Origin of the sequence: Chryseobacterium sp. T16E-39, from assembly GCF_002216065.1 — a bacterium.
GTDB lineage: Bacteria > Bacteroidota > Bacteroidia > Flavobacteriales > Weeksellaceae > Chryseobacterium.
Genome location: NZ_CP022282.1, coordinates 3,691,268 through 3,706,876 on the forward strand (window position 1 = coordinate 3,691,268; position 15,609 = coordinate 3,706,876).

At 35.1% G+C, this 15,609-nt stretch carries 22 protein-coding genes; 21 read left to right on the forward strand and 1 reads right to left on the reverse strand.

The window, feature by feature from the left end:
• Nucleotides 1–2: 2 nt before the first annotated feature.
• The 11 genes from rpsE (at nucleotide 3) to rplQ (ending at nucleotide 5,947) form a co-directional block, all read left to right on the forward strand.
• On the forward strand, nucleotides 3–524 hold the full coding sequence (gene rpsE, locus CEY12_RS16745) for a 30S ribosomal protein S5 (protein WP_062162717.1): 522 nt from the start codon (nucleotides 3–5) through the stop codon (nucleotides 522–524).
• 10 nt (nucleotides 525–534) lie between these two features.
• Complete coding sequence (rpmD, locus tag CEY12_RS16750) at nucleotides 535–711, forward strand: 50S ribosomal protein L30 (RefSeq protein ID WP_089028774.1); 177 nt, start codon at nucleotides 535–537, stop codon at nucleotides 709–711.
• An 18-nt stretch (nucleotides 712–729) separates the two neighbouring features.
• The gene (rplO, locus tag CEY12_RS16755; RefSeq protein ID WP_089028775.1) at nucleotides 730–1,179 is read left to right on the forward strand and encodes a 50S ribosomal protein L15; all 450 of its coding nucleotides are present in this window, start codon (nucleotides 730–732) and stop codon (nucleotides 1,177–1,179) included.
• A gap of 9 nt (nucleotides 1,180–1,188) precedes the next feature.
• Nucleotides 1,189–2,568 (forward strand): preprotein translocase subunit SecY, encoded by a 1,380-nt coding sequence (gene secY / locus CEY12_RS16760; protein ID WP_089028776.1) that lies wholly within the window; start codon nucleotides 1,189–1,191, stop codon nucleotides 2,566–2,568.
• Nucleotides 2,569–2,571: 3 nt separating this feature from the next.
• Nucleotides 2,572–2,787, forward strand: a complete 216-nt coding sequence (infA, locus tag CEY12_RS16765; protein ID WP_047401287.1) for a translation initiation factor IF-1 — start codon at nucleotides 2,572–2,574, stop codon at nucleotides 2,785–2,787.
• 63 nt (nucleotides 2,788–2,850) lie between these two features.
• Entirely contained in the window at nucleotides 2,851–2,967 is a 117-nt protein-coding gene (rpmJ, locus tag CEY12_RS16770) for a 50S ribosomal protein L36 (protein ID WP_007839480.1), read from the forward strand.
• 9 nt (nucleotides 2,968–2,976) lie between these two features.
• Complete coding sequence (gene rpsM, locus CEY12_RS16775) at nucleotides 2,977–3,354, forward strand: 30S ribosomal protein S13 (RefSeq protein WP_002983260.1); 378 nt, start codon at nucleotides 2,977–2,979, stop codon at nucleotides 3,352–3,354.
• Between the two features lie 12 nt (nucleotides 3,355–3,366).
• Entirely contained in the window at nucleotides 3,367–3,756 is a 390-nt protein-coding gene (gene rpsK, locus CEY12_RS16780) for a 30S ribosomal protein S11 (protein WP_089028777.1), read from the forward strand.
• A gap of 19 nt (nucleotides 3,757–3,775) precedes the next feature.
• Nucleotides 3,776–4,384 carry a 30S ribosomal protein S4 gene (rpsD, locus tag CEY12_RS16785; protein WP_089028778.1) on the forward strand — a complete coding sequence of 203 codons (609 nt, stop codon included), beginning with the start codon at nucleotides 3,776–3,778 and terminating at the stop codon, nucleotides 4,382–4,384.
• Between the two features lie 33 nt (nucleotides 4,385–4,417).
• Nucleotides 4,418–5,413, forward strand: coding sequence for a DNA-directed RNA polymerase subunit alpha (locus CEY12_RS16790; protein WP_089028779.1), 996 nt, complete (start codon nucleotides 4,418–4,420; stop codon nucleotides 5,411–5,413).
• 6 nt (nucleotides 5,414–5,419) lie between these two features.
• Nucleotides 5,420–5,947: a 50S ribosomal protein L17 gene (gene rplQ, locus CEY12_RS16795; RefSeq protein ID WP_089028780.1), complete on the forward strand. Its 528-nt coding sequence runs from the start codon at nucleotides 5,420–5,422 to the stop codon at nucleotides 5,945–5,947.
• A gap of 126 nt (nucleotides 5,948–6,073) precedes the next feature.
• On the opposite strand, the gene CEY12_RS16800 is transcribed toward rplQ, so the two are convergent.
• Entirely contained in the window at nucleotides 6,074–6,508 is a 435-nt protein-coding gene (locus tag CEY12_RS16800) for a hypothetical protein (RefSeq protein WP_089028781.1), read from the reverse strand.
• 183 nt (nucleotides 6,509–6,691) lie between these two features.
• Between CEY12_RS16800 and CEY12_RS16805 the strand changes: the two genes are divergently transcribed.
• From CEY12_RS16805 to CEY12_RS16850, 10 genes are all read left to right on the forward strand, one after another.
• Nucleotides 6,692–8,554, forward strand: coding sequence for a glycoside hydrolase family 35 protein (locus tag CEY12_RS16805; protein WP_089029906.1), 1,863 nt, complete (start codon nucleotides 6,692–6,694; stop codon nucleotides 8,552–8,554).
• Between the two features lie 132 nt (nucleotides 8,555–8,686).
• Nucleotides 8,687–9,319, forward strand: a complete 633-nt coding sequence (locus CEY12_RS16810; protein ID WP_089028782.1) for a response regulator transcription factor — start codon at nucleotides 8,687–8,689, stop codon at nucleotides 9,317–9,319.
• Between the two features lie 6 nt (nucleotides 9,320–9,325).
• Nucleotides 9,326–10,081, forward strand: coding sequence for a hypothetical protein (locus CEY12_RS16815; RefSeq protein ID WP_089028783.1), 756 nt, complete (start codon nucleotides 9,326–9,328; stop codon nucleotides 10,079–10,081).
• Between the two features lie 3 nt (nucleotides 10,082–10,084).
• Complete coding sequence (locus CEY12_RS16820) at nucleotides 10,085–10,675, forward strand: hypothetical protein (RefSeq protein ID WP_089028784.1); 591 nt, start codon at nucleotides 10,085–10,087, stop codon at nucleotides 10,673–10,675.
• Nucleotides 10,676–10,677: 2 nt separating this feature from the next.
• On the forward strand, nucleotides 10,678–11,460 hold the full coding sequence (locus CEY12_RS16825; RefSeq protein ID WP_228409718.1) for a sensor histidine kinase: 783 nt from the start codon (nucleotides 10,678–10,680) through the stop codon (nucleotides 11,458–11,460).
• An 87-nt stretch (nucleotides 11,461–11,547) separates the two neighbouring features.
• On the forward strand, nucleotides 11,548–11,874 hold the full coding sequence (locus tag CEY12_RS16830) for a hypothetical protein (RefSeq protein WP_089028786.1): 327 nt from the start codon (nucleotides 11,548–11,550) through the stop codon (nucleotides 11,872–11,874).
• 17 nt (nucleotides 11,875–11,891) lie between these two features.
• Nucleotides 11,892–12,098, forward strand: a complete 207-nt coding sequence (locus CEY12_RS16835) for a hypothetical protein (protein ID WP_089028787.1) — start codon at nucleotides 11,892–11,894, stop codon at nucleotides 12,096–12,098.
• Nucleotides 12,095–12,676, forward strand: coding sequence for a hypothetical protein (locus CEY12_RS16840; RefSeq protein WP_089028788.1), 582 nt, complete (start codon nucleotides 12,095–12,097; stop codon nucleotides 12,674–12,676). Before CEY12_RS16835 ends, CEY12_RS16840 begins: the two co-directional genes overlap by 4 nt.
• Before the next feature lie 209 nt (nucleotides 12,677–12,885).
• The gene (gene eno, locus CEY12_RS16845; RefSeq protein ID WP_089028789.1) at nucleotides 12,886–14,178 is read left to right on the forward strand and encodes a phosphopyruvate hydratase; all 1,293 of its coding nucleotides are present in this window, start codon (nucleotides 12,886–12,888) and stop codon (nucleotides 14,176–14,178) included.
• A gap of 84 nt (nucleotides 14,179–14,262) precedes the next feature.
• On the forward strand, nucleotides 14,263–15,549 hold the full coding sequence (locus tag CEY12_RS16850) for a citrate synthase (protein ID WP_089028790.1): 1,287 nt from the start codon (nucleotides 14,263–14,265) through the stop codon (nucleotides 15,547–15,549).
• The last annotated feature ends 60 nt before the right edge of the window (nucleotides 15,550–15,609 follow it).

Genomic DNA, 15,609 nt, shown 5'->3' on the forward strand with positions numbered 1-15,609 from the left:
ATATGTTAGGACTAGATAATATAGAAAGAGTAAAACCGGGAGGATTAGAATTAAAAGATCGTCTCGTAGCTGTAAACAGAGTAACAAAAGTAACTAAGGGTGGTAGAGCTTTCGGGTTCTCTGCAATTGTAGTTGTTGGAAATGAAGATGGAGTTATTGGTTACGGTTTAGGAAAATCTAAAGAAGTTGCTTCAGCAATTGCTAAAGCAGTTGAAGATGCTAAGAAAAATCTTGTGAAAGTTCCAGTAATGAACCATACAATTCCTCACCAAACTACTGCTAGATACGGTGGTGCAGATATCTTTTTAAGACCTGCTTCTCACGGTACAGGATTGATCGCAGGAGGTGCGGTAAGAGCGGTATTGGAGTCTGCTGGTATTCACGATATCCTTTCAAAATCTAAAGGATCTTCTAACCCTCACAACGTGGTGAAAGCTACTTTCAAAGCATTGTTGGATATCAGAAGACCTGAAGAAATTGCAAGAATGAGAGGAGTTTCTTTAACTAAAGTGTTTAACGGTTAATAATAAAACAATGGCAACAATTAAAGTAAAGCAAGTAAGAAGCGCTATTGGAAGAACAAAAACCCAAAAGAGAACGCTTGAAGCATTAGGATTTAAGAGACTTCACCAAGTTGTAGAACACGAAGCTACCCCTTCTATCTTAGGGATGATAGCTGCAGTTAGTCATTTACTTGAAGTTCAAAAATAATTTTAAAAAGAAATTAAAATGAATTTAAACAACATAAAACCTGCTGCAGGTTCTACATTTAGTTCAAAAAGAATTGGTAGAGGACAAGGTAGTGGAAAAGGAGGTACTTCGACAAAAGGACATAAAGGTCAGAAAGCTAGAGCTGGTTATTCTCAGAAGATCGGTTTTGAAGGTGGACAGATGCCTTTACAAAGAAGATTACCTAAATTCGGTTTCAAAAATGTAAACAGAAAAGAATTTAGAGCTATTAACTTAGATTCTATCCAGACTTTAATAGAAAATAAATCTATCACAGGAGATATTACTAAAGAAGTTTTGGTAGCAAATGGGTTAGCAACTAAAAACGAAATAGTGAAAATTATGGGTAGAGGTGAATTGAAATCTGCGGTTTCAATCTCTGCTGACAAATTCACTAAATCTGCTGAAGAGCTTATCGCTAAAGCAGGTGGAAAAGCAATTACATTATAATAGTAACTAATGAAAGAATTTATACAAACCCTCAAAAATATTTGGAGCCTAAAGGAATTAAGAGATAAAATTATCTTCACTTTAGGTATTATCCTTGTGTATAGATTCGCATCTTATATCTCTCTACCTGCAATTAACCTTGCACAAGTAGGAGATCTCTTAGAGCATTATAAAAGTCAAGGCGGTAACAAGCAAGGAGCAGGTCTCCTTGGCTTGCTTTCGTCGTTTACAGGGGGGGCTTTCAGCCACGCTTCTGTTATGGCACTAGGTATAATGCCTTATATTTCAGCTTCTATTATTGTTCAGTTGATGGGGATGGCTATTCCTTATCTTCAGAAACTTCAGAAAGATGGAGAGTCAGGTAGAAATACATTGAACCAAATTACTAGATGGTTAACGATCGGAGTTTGTTTAGTACAGGCGCCTTCTTATTTAACTTCTATTACTCAATTGTTTTTACCGTATGCTCAGTTCCAGTCTGCATACTATGTAGAGCCAAATTCTATCATGTTCTGGTTACCAAGTATTGTTATTTTGGTTGCCGGTTCGGTATTTGCAATGTGGCTAGGTGAGAAAATTACTGATAAAGGAATTGGAAATGGTATTTCTATCCTTATTATGGTTGGTATCTTATCTAGATTACCTGAAGCATTTGTACAGGAAATGGCCGTGCAGAACGGAAAAGGAGGGATGGGATCTATTATGATCCTTATTGAGGTGATATTCTGGATGTTGGTGGTTCTTTTAGCAGTGGTATTATCTGTTGCTGTAAGAAAGATTCCAATTCAATATGTAAGCAGAGCACAAGCAAGAGGAGGTGTAAATAAAAATCTTATGCAAGGAGCAAGACAGTGGATCCCATTGAAAGTTAATGCTGCTGGAGTTATGCCAATTATCTTTGCTCAGGCATTGATGTTCGTACCAGGTTTATTAACGAAATTTGACGAATCCAATACTTTTCTTGCAGGTTTCAAGAATGTTTTTAGCTGGCAGTACAATGTATTGTTCGCATTGCTGATTATAATCTTTTCATTTTTCTATACTGCGATTACAATTCCGGTTAACCAAATGGCTGATGATTTAAAGAGAAACGGAGGTTTGGTACCAAAAGTAAGACCAGGAAAAGAGACGGCTGATTATTTAGATGATATTTTATCAAAAATTACCTTGCCAGGTGCAATATTTTTGTCTATCTTTGCAATCCTTCCGGCAATTGTACACGGAAGCTTAGTTCAGACAGATGCGTTCGCCCTATTTTTCGGGGGAACGTCACTATTGATTATGGTTGGAGTTATTTTAGATACTGTTCAACAGATTAATACATATCTGCTGAACCATCACTATGATGGCTTAATGCAGTCTAAATTATCAAGAACGACTGGATATTAATTTATGGCGAAACAAAAACATATTGAACAAGACGGCGTAATAACGGAAGCACTTTCGAACGCTCAGTTCCGTGTAGAACTAGAAAATGGGCATATGCTTATAGCTCATATTTCTGGAAAAATGAGAATGCATTATATTAAACTTTTACCTGGTGATAAGGTAAAACTAGAAATGTCTCCCTATGATTTGACAAAAGGGAGAATTACTTTTAGATATTAAACAAACGCCAAATGGAGTCTCCGGGTTTCCATTTGGCTATTGTTAAAAAATAAATACTATCAAATGAAAGTTAGAGCATCAATTAAGAAAAGAAGCGCTGATTGCAAAATTGTACGCAGAAAAGGTGTACTTTTTGTGATCAACAAGAAGAACCCAAAATTTAAACAAAGACAAGGCTAATATTAAATTATGGCGAGAATTGCAGGTATTGATTTACCAAAAAACAAAAGAGGCGTTATCGGTTTAACTTATATTTATGGGGTGGGAAGAAGTACTTCTTCTGAAATCCTTAAAGCTGCCGGTATCAGCGAAGACAAGAAAGTCAACGAATGGAATGACGATGAATTGGCTGCAATTAGAACTTATATTTCTGAAAACGTAAAAGTAGAAGGAGAATTAAGATCTGAAGTGCAATTGAACATCAAGAGATTGATGGACATAGGATGCCAACGAGGAATACGTCACAGACTAGGACTACCTTTAAGAGGCCAGAGAACGAAAAACAACTCTAGAACCCGTAAAGGAAAGAGAAAAACTGTTGCTAACAAGAAAAAGGCAAGTAAATAATCGTTAGGAATTATGGCAAAACAAACTAAAGTAGTTAAAAAAAGAAAAGTAAAAGTTGAAGCTATTGGAGAAGCGCATATTCAAGCTTCTTTCAATAACATCATCATTTCTTTAACAAATAAAAGCGGAGAAGTTATCTCTTGGGCATCTGCCGGTAAAATGGGATTCAGAGGTTCTAAAAAGAATACTCCATTTGCTGCTCAAATGGCAGCAGAAAATTGCTCTAACGTTGCTCATGAAGCTGGGTTAAGAAGAGTAAAGGTGTTTGTGAAAGGTCCAGGTGCAGGTAGAGAATCTGCTATCAGAACTATTCACAATTCAGGAATTGAAGTTAGCGAAATCATTGACGTGACTCCTATGCCACACAATGGATGTAGACCACCAAAAAGAAGAAGAGTTTAATTTTTAGAATTTACCCATTATGGCAAGATATATTGGACCTAAAACTAAGATTGCTAGAAAGTTTGGTGCTGCAATCTACGGAGATGATAAGAACTTCGAAAAGAGAAAAAACCAACCGCCAGGACAACATGGTCCTAACAAAAGAAGAGGTGCTAAAAAATCAGAATATGCAGTTCAGTTAGCTGAAAAACAAAAAGCTAAATATACTTACGGTATTTTAGAAAGACAGTTTGCAAACTTATTCGATAAAGCACACAGAAGTAAAGGTGTAACAGGGGAAGTTCTATTACAACTTTGCGAATCTAGATTGGATAACGTAGTATACAGAATCGGTTTTGCTAAAACTAGATCTGGAGCTAGACAATTAGTTTCTCACAGACACATCACTGTGAACGGAGAGCTAGTAAATATTCCATCTTACTTGCTTAAAGCTGGTGATGTAATCGCTGTAAGAGAGAAATCTAAATCTCTTGAAGTTGTTACTACTGCATTAGCTTATAAAGCAAACTATGAGTGGTTACAATTCAACGATGAGAAAAAAGAAGGTACTTTCGTATCTGCACCTGAAAGAATCCAAATTCCGGAGGACATCAAGGAACAGCTTATCGTCGAACTTTACTCTAAATAATTTTTTAATCAAATTTTTGCTCAACCCAATAATATGGCAATTTTACAATTCATAAAACCCGATAAAGTAATTTTACTTAACTCTGATGAATTTAAAGGTCAATTTGAATTCAGACCTTTAGAACCAGGTTTCGGGCTTACAATAGGTAATGCTTTAAGAAGAGTATTGCTTTCTTCTCTGGAAGGATATGCTATTTCATCTATCAAAATAGAAGGTGTAGAGCACGAATTTTCAACTATTCCAGGAGTAATCGAAGACGTAACTGAAATTATTCTTAACCTTAAGCAGGTGAGATTAAAATCTACAGCAGAAAACCAGTCTAATGAGCAGGTTGTTGCTAAGGTTTCAGGTCAAACGATTATTACTGCTGGAGATTTAGGAAAATCAATCAACGGATTTGAGATCTTGAATCCTGAGTTGGTGATTTGTAACCTAAACAGTGATGTAACTTTCGAAATTACTTTCAATGTAGAAAAGGGTAGAGGGTATGTTCCTTCTGAACAAAATAAGTCAAACAATGCACCTGTAGGTACAATTGCTATTGACTCTATTTTTACTCCAATTAAGAAAGTACAGTATAGTATTGAAAATTATCGTGTAGAGCAAAAAACAGACTACGAAAAACTTGTATTAGATATAGAAACTGATGGTTCCATCAGTCCTCAAAATGCTTTAACTGAAGCTTCTAAGATATTAATTTATCACTTCATGTTGTTCTCTGATGAGAGAATCACTCTTGAAACTGAAGCCGTAAAAGCATCTATCCAATATGATGAAGAAACTCTTCATACAAGACAACTTCTTAAATCTAAACTAGCAGATATGGATCTTTCAGTGAGAGCTCTAAACTGTTTGAAGGCTGCAGAAGTTGAAACGTTAGGAGAACTTGTTTCTTACAGTAAGTCTGATTTGATGAAATTCAGAAATTTTGGTAAAAAATCTTTGACAGAACTAGAAGAATTAGTGCATTCAAAAGGTCTTAACTTCGGTTTCGACGTTGCAAAATATAAGTTAGACGCTGATAAATAATTAATAATGAGACACGGTAAAAAATTCAATCACTTAGGAAGAACGGCTTCTCATAGAAGTGCTTTACTTTCTAATATGGCTTGTTCTCTAATTGAGCATAAAAGAATCAACACTACTGTAGCTAAAGCGAAAGCTTTAAGAGTATATGTTGAGCCCCTATTAACAAAAGCAAAAGAAGATACTACACATAACAGAAGAATTGTTTTTTCATATCTTCAAAATAAAGAAGCTGTAACTGAATTATTCAGAACAGTAGCTCCTAAGATCGCTGAAAGAAATGGCGGTTATACTAGAATCATCAAGACTGGTTTCAGACAAGGTGATGCTGCTGACATGGCTCTTATCGAGCTAGTAGACTTCAATGAGCTTTACAATCCTAATGCTGAAGAGAAAAAAGCTACAAGAAGAAGTAGAAGAGCTACTCCTGCTAAAAAAGTAGAAGCTGTAGTTGCTGATGCTCCTGTAGTAGAAGAAAAAGTTGAAGCTCCAACGGCTGAAGCTGCAGACTCTACTGAAGAGAAAACTGAGGAATAATATTCATTCAGATATATAAAAAAAACCGTTCAGATCTCTGAACGGTTTTTTTTATATTCTTTTTTATTCACAAATAGTAGGTTTTTAAATGATTTTAATCTCGTAACTCGGATGCCGAAATCCGGATTAAATTTTTGTTTTCTTCAATTCAATTACATTATTTCCTTGTTCAAGATGTAAACTATCTCCTTTTACTCTTGCGGTCATGTCATCTTTTTTATAGATCGTTTCCCCATCTTTGTCTTCAGTTTTTGGAAGTGTAAAAGTCTTCTTATTGCTGGTGATCGCTACAGTATTTTCTTTTGGATCATTTTTAAAAACTACTTTTACTAAGGTTCCGTCAGTTGCTTTATAAACAAAATCAGTCTTTTCAAATCTTTTTCCATTCACATCCACTATGGTTGAGTTGGCTGAAGCCGAATCAATTTTTCCATTATGATCTGTAACTGCCGTAACTGAACTATCAGATTTAATAATACTTTTATTCCCACTTTCAGCTTTTTTGCAACCTATCAATGATAATGCAGTCAACGCAACTGCTGTTAGAATTCCTTTTTTCATGTTGATTATTTTTTAATACGTTCAATTTAATTATTTCTTTACGGTAAGAGAAATTTAATTAAATTTAGTAAAAACAAAAAACAAACCAATAGTTTGGAATTCAAATATTCATAAAAGAGGGAAAATACAAGTTTTTAAGAATACATGAGTCAAACCAAACTGGGGATCTCCAAAAAATACCTGATGAAAAGTCTGATTAAACTCCTTTGTTTCATTTTTATACTGTGTGTTACTTCGACATTTGCCCAACAACCAAATAAGTCTTTTGAGATTAGAGATGGTCATTTTTGGCTTAATGGAAATCAGTTTTCTATCTATTCCGGGGAAATGCATTATCCCAGAGTGCCTATGCAATATTGGAGGCATAGACTTGAAATGATGAAAGCCATGGGGCTTAATACCGTTACGACTTATGTTTTCTGGAACTACCATGAAGAATCACCTGGGAAATGGAACTTTTCAGGTGAGAAAGATTTAAAAAAGTTTATAAGAACAGCACAGGAAGTGGGTTTATATGTGATTATCCGTCCCGGGCCCTATGTGTGTGCAGAATGGGAATTTGGAGGATATCCGTGGTGGCTTCAAAAAGACAAAGATTTAGAAATAAGATCTGATAATAAGGCCTTCCTTGAGCAATGTGAAAGGTATATCAATCAACTCGCCAAACAGATTATTCCATTACAAATTAATCATGGAGGACCTGTCATAATGGTTCAAGCTGAAAATGAATTTGGATCCTATGTTTCCCAGCGAAAGGATATTGCATTGGAGAAGCACAGGATATACAGTCATAAAATAAAAGACTTAATTATAAAGTCTGGAATTACTGTTCCTCTTTTTACTTCTGATGGGAGTTCTCTTTTCAGGGGCGGGAGTATTGAAAGAGCTTTACCTACCGCAAATGGCGAAGACAATATAGAGGTCTTAAAAAAAACAGTGAATGAATACAATGGAGGTAAAGGTCCTTATATGGTTGCTGAATATTATCCGGGCTGGCTTGATCATTGGGCAGAACCTTTTGTTAAAGTTTCTACTGAGGATGTCGTTAAACAGACAAAAGTTTATCTTGAAAATGGAGTTTCATTTAATTACTATATGATTCATGGGGGAACTAACTTTGGATTTACCAGTGGGGCCAATTATGATAAGAACCATGACATTCAACCTGATATTACGAGTTACGATTATGATGCCCCAATTAGTGAAGCCGGATGGGCTACTGAAAAATACAATGCTTTAAGAGATGTTTTTCAAAAAATAAATGGCGAGAAACTTCCGGATATCCCAAAACCAAATAAAGTAATTCGTTTTTCGAATGTGAGATTTTCTAAAACAACTTCTTTGTTTGATTTAATTAATGAGAAGAAGCCGGTAAACTCGCAGAAACCTTTAACTTTTGAAGATCTGAATATTGGAAACGGGTATATTTTGTACAGACGGAAATTTGATAAGGGCCAAAAAGGAAAACTGGAGATAAAGGGACTGAGAGATTATGCAAATGTGTATATTAATGAACATTGGAAAGGAGAGCTTAACAGGGTGAATAATAAATATGATCTCGATATTGAAATCAAGGCAGGAGACCGTATTGAAATATTGGTTGAAAATATGGGAAGGATCAATTACGGATCTGAGATTGTTCATAATTTAAAAGGAATTATTACTCCTGTAAAAATTAATGGAATAGAAATTTCCGGAAACTGGGAGATGTTTCCTCTTCCTTTTAATCAGTTCCCAAAATACCATCATAAACAAAAAGATATCACCCAACGTTCGCCGATACTCTATGAATCTGAATTTAATCTGGATGAGACCGGAGATACGTTTCTTGATATGCGGAAATTCGGAAAAGGAATTGTTTTTGTAAACGGGAGAAATATCGGAAGATATTGGAGTAAGGTTGGTCCTCAGCTTACCCTATATGTCCCGGGAGTTTGGTTAAAGAAAGGGAAAAATGTTATTCAGGTTTTCGAACAGATTAATGACAGTACTGTAACCGAAATAAGCAGTATGGATACTCCTATTCTTGATCAGTTGGTTAAATAGCAAAAATTGATTAATTTTAGTAAAAACAAAAAACAAAACAATAACCCTGATCTCAAATTGTAAAATTACACAAAGGTGTAATTGTTTCTGCTTTGTTTTCTGTTGAAATTTGTCATTAACAAAATAACGGACATGAGCATTTCCATAGCCATAGTAGAAGATGAGAAAAACTACAACAATGCGTTGAAGAAAGTCATCAATTATCAAGCTGACATGAAAGTGATTGCTCAGTTTTTTGATGGCAACGAAGCATTAAACAACCTTCCAAAGATTTCTCCGGACGTAGTAATGATGGATATCCAGCTTCAGGACATGCTTGGAATTGAAATCATAGAAAAAGTACGGAAAGATATGCCAGATACCCAGTTTATCATGTGTACGAGTTTTGAAGATGATGAAAAAATTTTCAGCTCGCTGAAAGCTGGTGCAATGGGTTATCTTATTAAGGGAGAAAGTATGGACAAGATTCTCGCCTCTATTCGTGATGTGTATAATGGAGGAGCACCCATGAGTTTTTCTATTGCAAGAAGAGTTTTGAACCATTTTGAAAAAAAAACTACCGAAGTACTGGGATTTGATGAACTGACCAATCGTGAAAAAGAGATCTTGGAACTTCTTTCTCAGGGTTTGCTATACAAAGAAATTGCGGATCAAAAATGCATTAGCATGGATACGGTAAAAAAGCATGTCGGAAATATCTATCGAAAACTACACGTGAGCAATAAAGTTGAAGCAATCAATAAATTTAACCATTTTAAAAACTAATAAACCATGGAGACATTAAGAACAAGAAGACAGGTTATTGATTTGATATCTGATAACCTAAGAAAGCTAAGTAAAGAAGACTTACTGGCGATTTCATATCTATGTTCATCCCTTTCCACCATCAATTTTGAAGATAAAGAAAGGGATTTAGATATTGCACGATTACTAAATTTTTATAGAGATCCCGATCCTGTACCAGCGCCTACCGGCGAAGGCTCAGTTAGAATGTTTAACAGTCAGAGTTTTTCCTATTTACAAAAAGTATTTGTAATCAAGCCTAATGTTGTAGACTTTTTGTTGAAAGAAGGAAGTAATAAAATTGATATTTTTTTATTGGAAAGAGAAGTAGGTGGGCGCCCATGCCTTGATATTGCCTATAAGAATTCGGGCGACACGAAATATTATTATACGGATGAAGTAAACGGAGGTAAAGTAATGAATGATTTCAGTACGCAAAGAAAACAGTTTGAAGGAAATTTGAAAAATATATTGGATATCAATAAAAATCCTAACGGACATAAATGTCCAACTAAAATTATAGTAGACAAGGCTGATCTTGAAAAGTTTAATCAATTTAAAACAGGAAAAAACAATCCTCAAGTACATTTAATGACGGGAATTAACCAGGTCAGAACCAGCGGTGACTACTATCAAAGAGTAACATTAGTAATGAATTTTGCCAGTGAAGAAGATGGAGTATTTACTCCGGATATGAGTTATTATTTCGATACCTACCACCTTTGTCCTCCGGGAAGCTGCTAACCAATGATACAAGACTTTATATACTATGCTTTACTGGTAATTTGTCTTGCCGTTTCGTTCTACAATGAAAAGGCAAGACATAATTACTTTTGGTTATACTTTCTGGTCGTATTACTCTATGAAGTATTAATTTATTTTAAATGGATCGGCGTTGAAATTTACGCGACCTCCCCGATCGTATATTCTTTATTCTTCATTAATGTTTATCTGAAAGAATTGTATCCGAAAAAACATTTTATAAGATATCTGTCAAGTGCGATCCTATTAATTGTGGGGATCCTATTATATCCTACTAATAAGGGATACTCTATTCATTTGGGTATTATGATGTCTTTTGTTTATATACTTTGTGGTCTGATTTGGTTATTTTATCAGTTTAAAAATAATAGTCAGATCCCAATAATATCTAAACAATTCTTTTGGGTGAGTGTATCTCTATTACTCTGGGCTGTTTTTTTTCTATTTAGGGTCACTCCAATGTATTTGTTTGAAAAGACAGATGATGAATTCCTGGGTGTTCTGAATAAAATATTTCAACTGATTACGATTGCTTCTTATGTGATTTTCTTTAAAGGACTATTGTGTAAATCATGAAAATGTTACCAGAAGAAATAAAGCAGACCTACATTATAGCAATTATTGTTATGATGTTGTTCGTTGGATTTATCATTTTTGTTGTCCTGTTATACAACAGAAAACAACTCTTATACCTCAGGGAAAAACAACTCAGAGAAGCTGAATACCAAAATAAGTTGCTTCAAAAAGAACTTGAAAAACAAAAATCAATAGAACAGGAAAGGGAAAGAATCTCACATGATATGCATGATGACTTAGGGGCGGGAATTTCAGCACTGAAACTACAGGCAGAATTTCTAAAACAAAAAGCAGAGGATGGGGATTTAAAAAATGATATCGACGAGCTCCTGAAAACCTCAGAAGAAATGAATGTTTCAATGCGCGAAATGCTTTGGAATCTGAATTCTGGAAATGATACTGTAGGAAATTTTGTAAGTTATTCAAAGATATATGCTGAAAATTTTCTAAAAAAGGCATCCGTAAAACTTAGTATAAGAGATCAGGATGTCATTAGCCATACGCCGGTATCTGCTGAACTAAGGAGAAATATGTTTTTGTGTTTAAAAGAATCTCTGAACAATACTTACAAACACAGTCAGGCCAATCTGATTGAGATTTCATTCTTACAAAATAATGGTGAATTCACCATGGAAATTTCAGACAATGGAATTGGAATTAGTAAAGAAATGCCCGAAGGCAACGGACTCCGGAATATGAGAAGAAGGATGAAAGAACTTAATGGTGAATTTCAAATTATTTCCCTGGAAAAAGGAACTCTTTTAGTTTTTAAAGTATGGATCTAGGTCTTCTGTCAATAAGATAATCACCCTTTTGTGTAATTGACTGCTGCGTTTTTTAGTGAGACCTTTGATACAATAAAACTCACGATCATGAAAACTACAATTAATAACAGTTTTGAAGATTTCAAACAAACATTAAGCAATAACAATAAATTACAGCAGGAATTTAAAGATAATCCCATACAGGCTGTAAACAGTATTGAAGTCAAGAACCCCAAAGAAACGGATACCTGGATATACAGGATCATAGTCTTAATGTTTGGGCTTGCTATTATTGGAATTATAACCGGTTTGATTATACTTTCCTTACATGAGAATGTGAAACTTAACGAACAGTTAATTACCATTTTCACAGCAATTTCATCGGGAGCTATTGGTGCCTTAGCAGGACTTCTTGCTCCCTCACCCAACAAATAACCTTAAAAACAATAATCATGACTAGAATTATCACAGACTATTTACTAGAGTGGAACATCAGCTCTAAAAGTGGAAAGATCATCTTGAAATTTACAAGTGCAGGATCTGAAGAAATCATGGAGGATCTCGATTATGAGACATTCACAGCCTTAGCTAATGTACTTGGAAAAGGTAAAGCCAAATATGACTCAAATGATAACTCAATTTATAATGTAGCGCCATGAAAAATATATTTTTATTTGTAGGAATTACCTTATTGTTTACTTCTTGTAGTAATCTGCATAAGGCAACATTGGAAGAACTGAAGAATACGACTTCAAATTATCAGATGTCGTATGATGCTATGCGAAGAGGAGCAATCGTAAGTATCAAACCGGATGGGAAGATCAACAAAATATTATCTGAAGTACAACCCGATGCTGCTATTGCCAGAACTACGGACATAACAAGTAAGCTGATGGGTAAATTGAGTTCAGGAGATAGTGTTTCCGCAGAACAAATGACCAAAATAACAGAAAGCCTATCTAAACTTGGGGAAAGGACTGCTCCGGTAAATATGCTTAGAGATGCATTGTACAGATTGGAAGAGCATTGCATTAATTTTGAAGAGCAATGCCATGGAGACTTATATTGGAATAGCTTTAATAATATTGTTAATAATATCACGACACTTCAAGGCAAAATTTCGGAAACTGCAAAAGAAGAAGCAAATAAGGCTAGTGCGGAAGCCAAATCAGAAAGGGAAAAGACACTTAGAACGCTGACCCCTGAAGAACGTAAAAAATATGATTTAACTCCCTGAACTCAATGATGAAAATCAGTTGTTATGCAACACATTTTTAAATTCTCCAAAATGGCTTCAAAATTTTGGAGAATTTTATGTTTTATTACCAAATATTAAACTTTAGTTTTTTCATAACACTGTTTTTTTCATTAAATTTGTGACTCAAGTATATTAATTAATAATAAACAACTAGACGCACTTTTGCAGACAGTTTAAACAGAAAAATTATGAGTTACATTTCTTACATTGAAGCGAGGCAAATTTTAGATTCGAGAGGGAATCCTACAGTTGAAGTAGATGTATTCACGGAGAGTGGTGCAATGGGGCGTGCCGCGGTACCTTCCGGAGCTTCTACAGGTGAACATGAAGCAGTAGAATTGCGTGATGGTGGTTCTGAATATTTGGGGAAGGGTGTCCTTAAAGCTGTTGAAAATGTAAGAGAAGTAATTGCTCCTGAATTAGTAGGTCTTCCGGTTTATGATCAGAATCTTTTGGATCAGATCATGATTGACCTTGATGGGACTAAAAACAAAGGAAATCTTGGGGCAAATGCTATCCTTGGAGTTTCTTTAGCCGCTGCAAAAGCAGCCGCAACAGAATTGAGAATGCCTTTATATAAATATGTTGGTGGAGTAAATGCTAATACTCTTCCTGTTCCTATGATGAACGTAATTAATGGTGGGTCTCACTCAGATGCGCCAATTGCATTTCAGGAATTTATGATTATGCCGGTAAAAGCAGATTCTTTTTCTCATGCATTGAGAAAAGGAACTGAGATTTTCCATAGCTTAAAATCTATTCTGCATTCAAGAGGTTTATCTACCGCTGTGGGTGATGAAGGAGGTTTTGCGCCTACTTTCAAAGGAACTGAAGATGCTTTGGATACATTGCTTCAGGCTATTGAAAAAGCAGGTTACAAACCAGGTGATGATATTATGTTAGCATTAGACTGTGCCGCTTCAGAATTCTACAAAGATGGAATTTATGATTACAGAAAATTCCAGACTCCGGATGCAGCTCAGTTTACAAGCAGCGAGCAGGTTTCTTATCTTGCTGAATTAGCAGCTAAATATCCGATCATTTCTATTGAAGATGGAATGCAGGAAAATGACTGGGACGGTTGGAAAATGTTAACCGATAAGATCGGAGACAGAGTTCAGTTAGTTGGAGATGATTTATTTGTAACCAATGTTGAAAGATTATCAAGAGGTGTTAAAGAAGGAATTGCAAACTCTATCCTTGTTAAAGTAAACCAGATTGGTTCTCTTTCTGAAACAATGGATGCTGTACAAATGGCTCAGCATAACAAATTTACTTCTGTAATGTCTCACAGATCAGGAGAAACAGAAGATTCTACAATCGCTGATTTAGCAGTAGCAATGAACTGCGGACAGATCAAAACAGGTTCAGCTTCAAGATCAGACAGAATGGCTAAATACAACCAGCTGTTAAGAATTGAAGAAGCACTAGGTGAAACTGCTATTTTCCCAGGATTAGAAGCATTTAAAATCAAAAGATAATTGAAAATATAAATGACAGCAAACGATAATTTGTTTGCTGTCTTTTTATGGAATTTTAGTAAATTTAAAAAAAATAAATAAATAATGTCAGACAACAAAGTTATATTGAATTACGACGGTAATTCGTATGAATATCCTATCGTGGATAGTACTATCGGAGACAGAGGGATAGATATTTCAAAATTAAGAGACCAAACCGGTCTGATTACCCTGGATTTAGGTTATAAAAACACAGGAGCTACAATAAGCGACATCACTTACTTAGACGGAGACCAAGGAGAATTACTTTACAGAGGATATCCAATCGAGCAGATTGCTGAAAAATCTAATTTTACTGAAGTAATGTATCTTTTGTTACATGGAGAATTACCTAATAAAGATCAATACGGTTCTTTCGAAAATAATATTAAAAAATATAACTTCATCGCGGATGAAATGAAAAAGATCATTGATGTTTTTCCTCGTTCTGCTCACCCTATGGGAGTTTTATCTTCTTTAACTTCTGCATTAACTGCCTTTAACCCTAAAGCTGTTAACGTAAACTCTAAAGAAGAAATGGATCATGCTGCTGAATTGATGATTGCTAAATTCTCTCACCTTTGTGCTTGGACTTACAGAAAAACTCAGGGATTACCTATTAATCATGGTGACAATAGCCTGAACTACGTAGAGAACTTCTATAAAATGGCTTTCAGACTACCAAACGAACAGTTTGAAGTAGATCCAGTAGTTGTAGGTGCTTTAGATAAATTATTGATCTTACATGCTGATCACGAGCAAAACTGTTCTACTTCTACAGTAAGAATGGTAGGTTCTGCACATACAGGACTTTTTGCTTCTATTTCTGCAGGTGTTTCTGCACTTTGGGGACCTCTTCACGGTGGAGCTAACCAGGCAGTAATCGAAATGCTTGAATTAATTGAAAAAGACGGTGGTGACGTATCTAAATATGTTGCTAAAGCTAAAGATAAAAATGATAGCTTCCGTTTAATGGGATTCGGACACAGAGTTTACAAAAACTTCGACCCAAGAGCAAAAATTATCAAAAAAGCTGCTGATGATATCCTTAACGCATTAGGAATTCAGGATAAAGCTCTTGATATTGCTATGCAGTTAGAAAGAGTAGCTCTTGAAGATGAATACTTCATCGAAAGAAAATTATATCCAAACGTAGATTTCTACTCAGGAATCATCTACAGAGCGTTAGGAATTCCTACAGAAATGTTTACAGTAATGTTTGCATTAGGAAGACTTCCAGGATGGATTTCTCAGTGGAAAGAAATGAGATTGAAAGGAGATCCAATCGGAAGACCAAGACAAGTATATCAAGGAGCTCAACAAAGAGACTATATCGATATGGTAAACAGATAATATCTGTTTCAACAATAAATCTAAATCCCAAAGTTTACTTTGGGATTTTTTCTTTTCCAA

Excerpts from the sequence above, each read along its gene's own strand:
- rpsE (WP_062162717.1), top strand. The coding sequence starts at position 3 with ATGTTAGGACTAGATAATATAGAAAGAGTAAAACCGGGAGGATTAGAA.
- rpmD (WP_089028774.1), top strand. The coding sequence starts at position 535 with ATGGCAACAATTAAAGTAAAGCAAGTAAGAAGCGCTATTGGAAGAACA.
- rplO (WP_089028775.1), top strand. The coding sequence starts at position 730 with ATGAATTTAAACAACATAAAACCTGCTGCAGGTTCTACATTTAGTTCA.
- secY (WP_089028776.1), top strand. The coding sequence starts at position 1,189 with ATGAAAGAATTTATACAAACCCTCAAAAATATTTGGAGCCTAAAGGAA.
- infA (WP_047401287.1), top strand. The coding sequence starts at position 2,572 with ATGGCGAAACAAAAACATATTGAACAAGACGGCGTAATAACGGAAGCA.
- rpmJ (WP_007839480.1), top strand. The coding sequence starts at position 2,851 with ATGAAAGTTAGAGCATCAATTAAGAAAAGAAGCGCTGATTGCAAAATT.
- rpsM (WP_002983260.1), top strand. The coding sequence starts at position 2,977 with ATGGCGAGAATTGCAGGTATTGATTTACCAAAAAACAAAAGAGGCGTT.
- rpsK (WP_089028777.1), top strand. The coding sequence starts at position 3,367 with ATGGCAAAACAAACTAAAGTAGTTAAAAAAAGAAAAGTAAAAGTTGAA.
- rpsD (WP_089028778.1), top strand. The coding sequence starts at position 3,776 with ATGGCAAGATATATTGGACCTAAAACTAAGATTGCTAGAAAGTTTGGT.
- CEY12_RS16790 (WP_089028779.1), top strand. The coding sequence starts at position 4,418 with ATGGCAATTTTACAATTCATAAAACCCGATAAAGTAATTTTACTTAAC.
- rplQ (WP_089028780.1), top strand. The coding sequence starts at position 5,420 with ATGAGACACGGTAAAAAATTCAATCACTTAGGAAGAACGGCTTCTCAT.
- CEY12_RS16800 (WP_089028781.1), bottom strand. The coding sequence starts at position 6,508 with ATGAAAAAAGGAATTCTAACAGCAGTTGCGTTGACTGCATTATCATTG.
- CEY12_RS16805 (WP_089029906.1), top strand. The coding sequence starts at position 6,692 with ATGAAAAGTCTGATTAAACTCCTTTGTTTCATTTTTATACTGTGTGTT.
- CEY12_RS16810 (WP_089028782.1), top strand. The coding sequence starts at position 8,687 with ATGAGCATTTCCATAGCCATAGTAGAAGATGAGAAAAACTACAACAAT.
- CEY12_RS16815 (WP_089028783.1), top strand. The coding sequence starts at position 9,326 with ATGGAGACATTAAGAACAAGAAGACAGGTTATTGATTTGATATCTGAT.
- CEY12_RS16820 (WP_089028784.1), top strand. The coding sequence starts at position 10,085 with ATGATACAAGACTTTATATACTATGCTTTACTGGTAATTTGTCTTGCC.
- CEY12_RS16825 (WP_228409718.1), top strand. The coding sequence starts at position 10,678 with ATGTTACCAGAAGAAATAAAGCAGACCTACATTATAGCAATTATTGTT.
- CEY12_RS16830 (WP_089028786.1), top strand. The coding sequence starts at position 11,548 with ATGAAAACTACAATTAATAACAGTTTTGAAGATTTCAAACAAACATTA.
- CEY12_RS16835 (WP_089028787.1), top strand. The coding sequence starts at position 11,892 with ATGACTAGAATTATCACAGACTATTTACTAGAGTGGAACATCAGCTCT.
- CEY12_RS16840 (WP_089028788.1), top strand. The coding sequence starts at position 12,095 with ATGAAAAATATATTTTTATTTGTAGGAATTACCTTATTGTTTACTTCT.
- eno (WP_089028789.1), top strand. The coding sequence starts at position 12,886 with ATGAGTTACATTTCTTACATTGAAGCGAGGCAAATTTTAGATTCGAGA.
- CEY12_RS16850 (WP_089028790.1), top strand. The coding sequence starts at position 14,263 with ATGTCAGACAACAAAGTTATATTGAATTACGACGGTAATTCGTATGAA.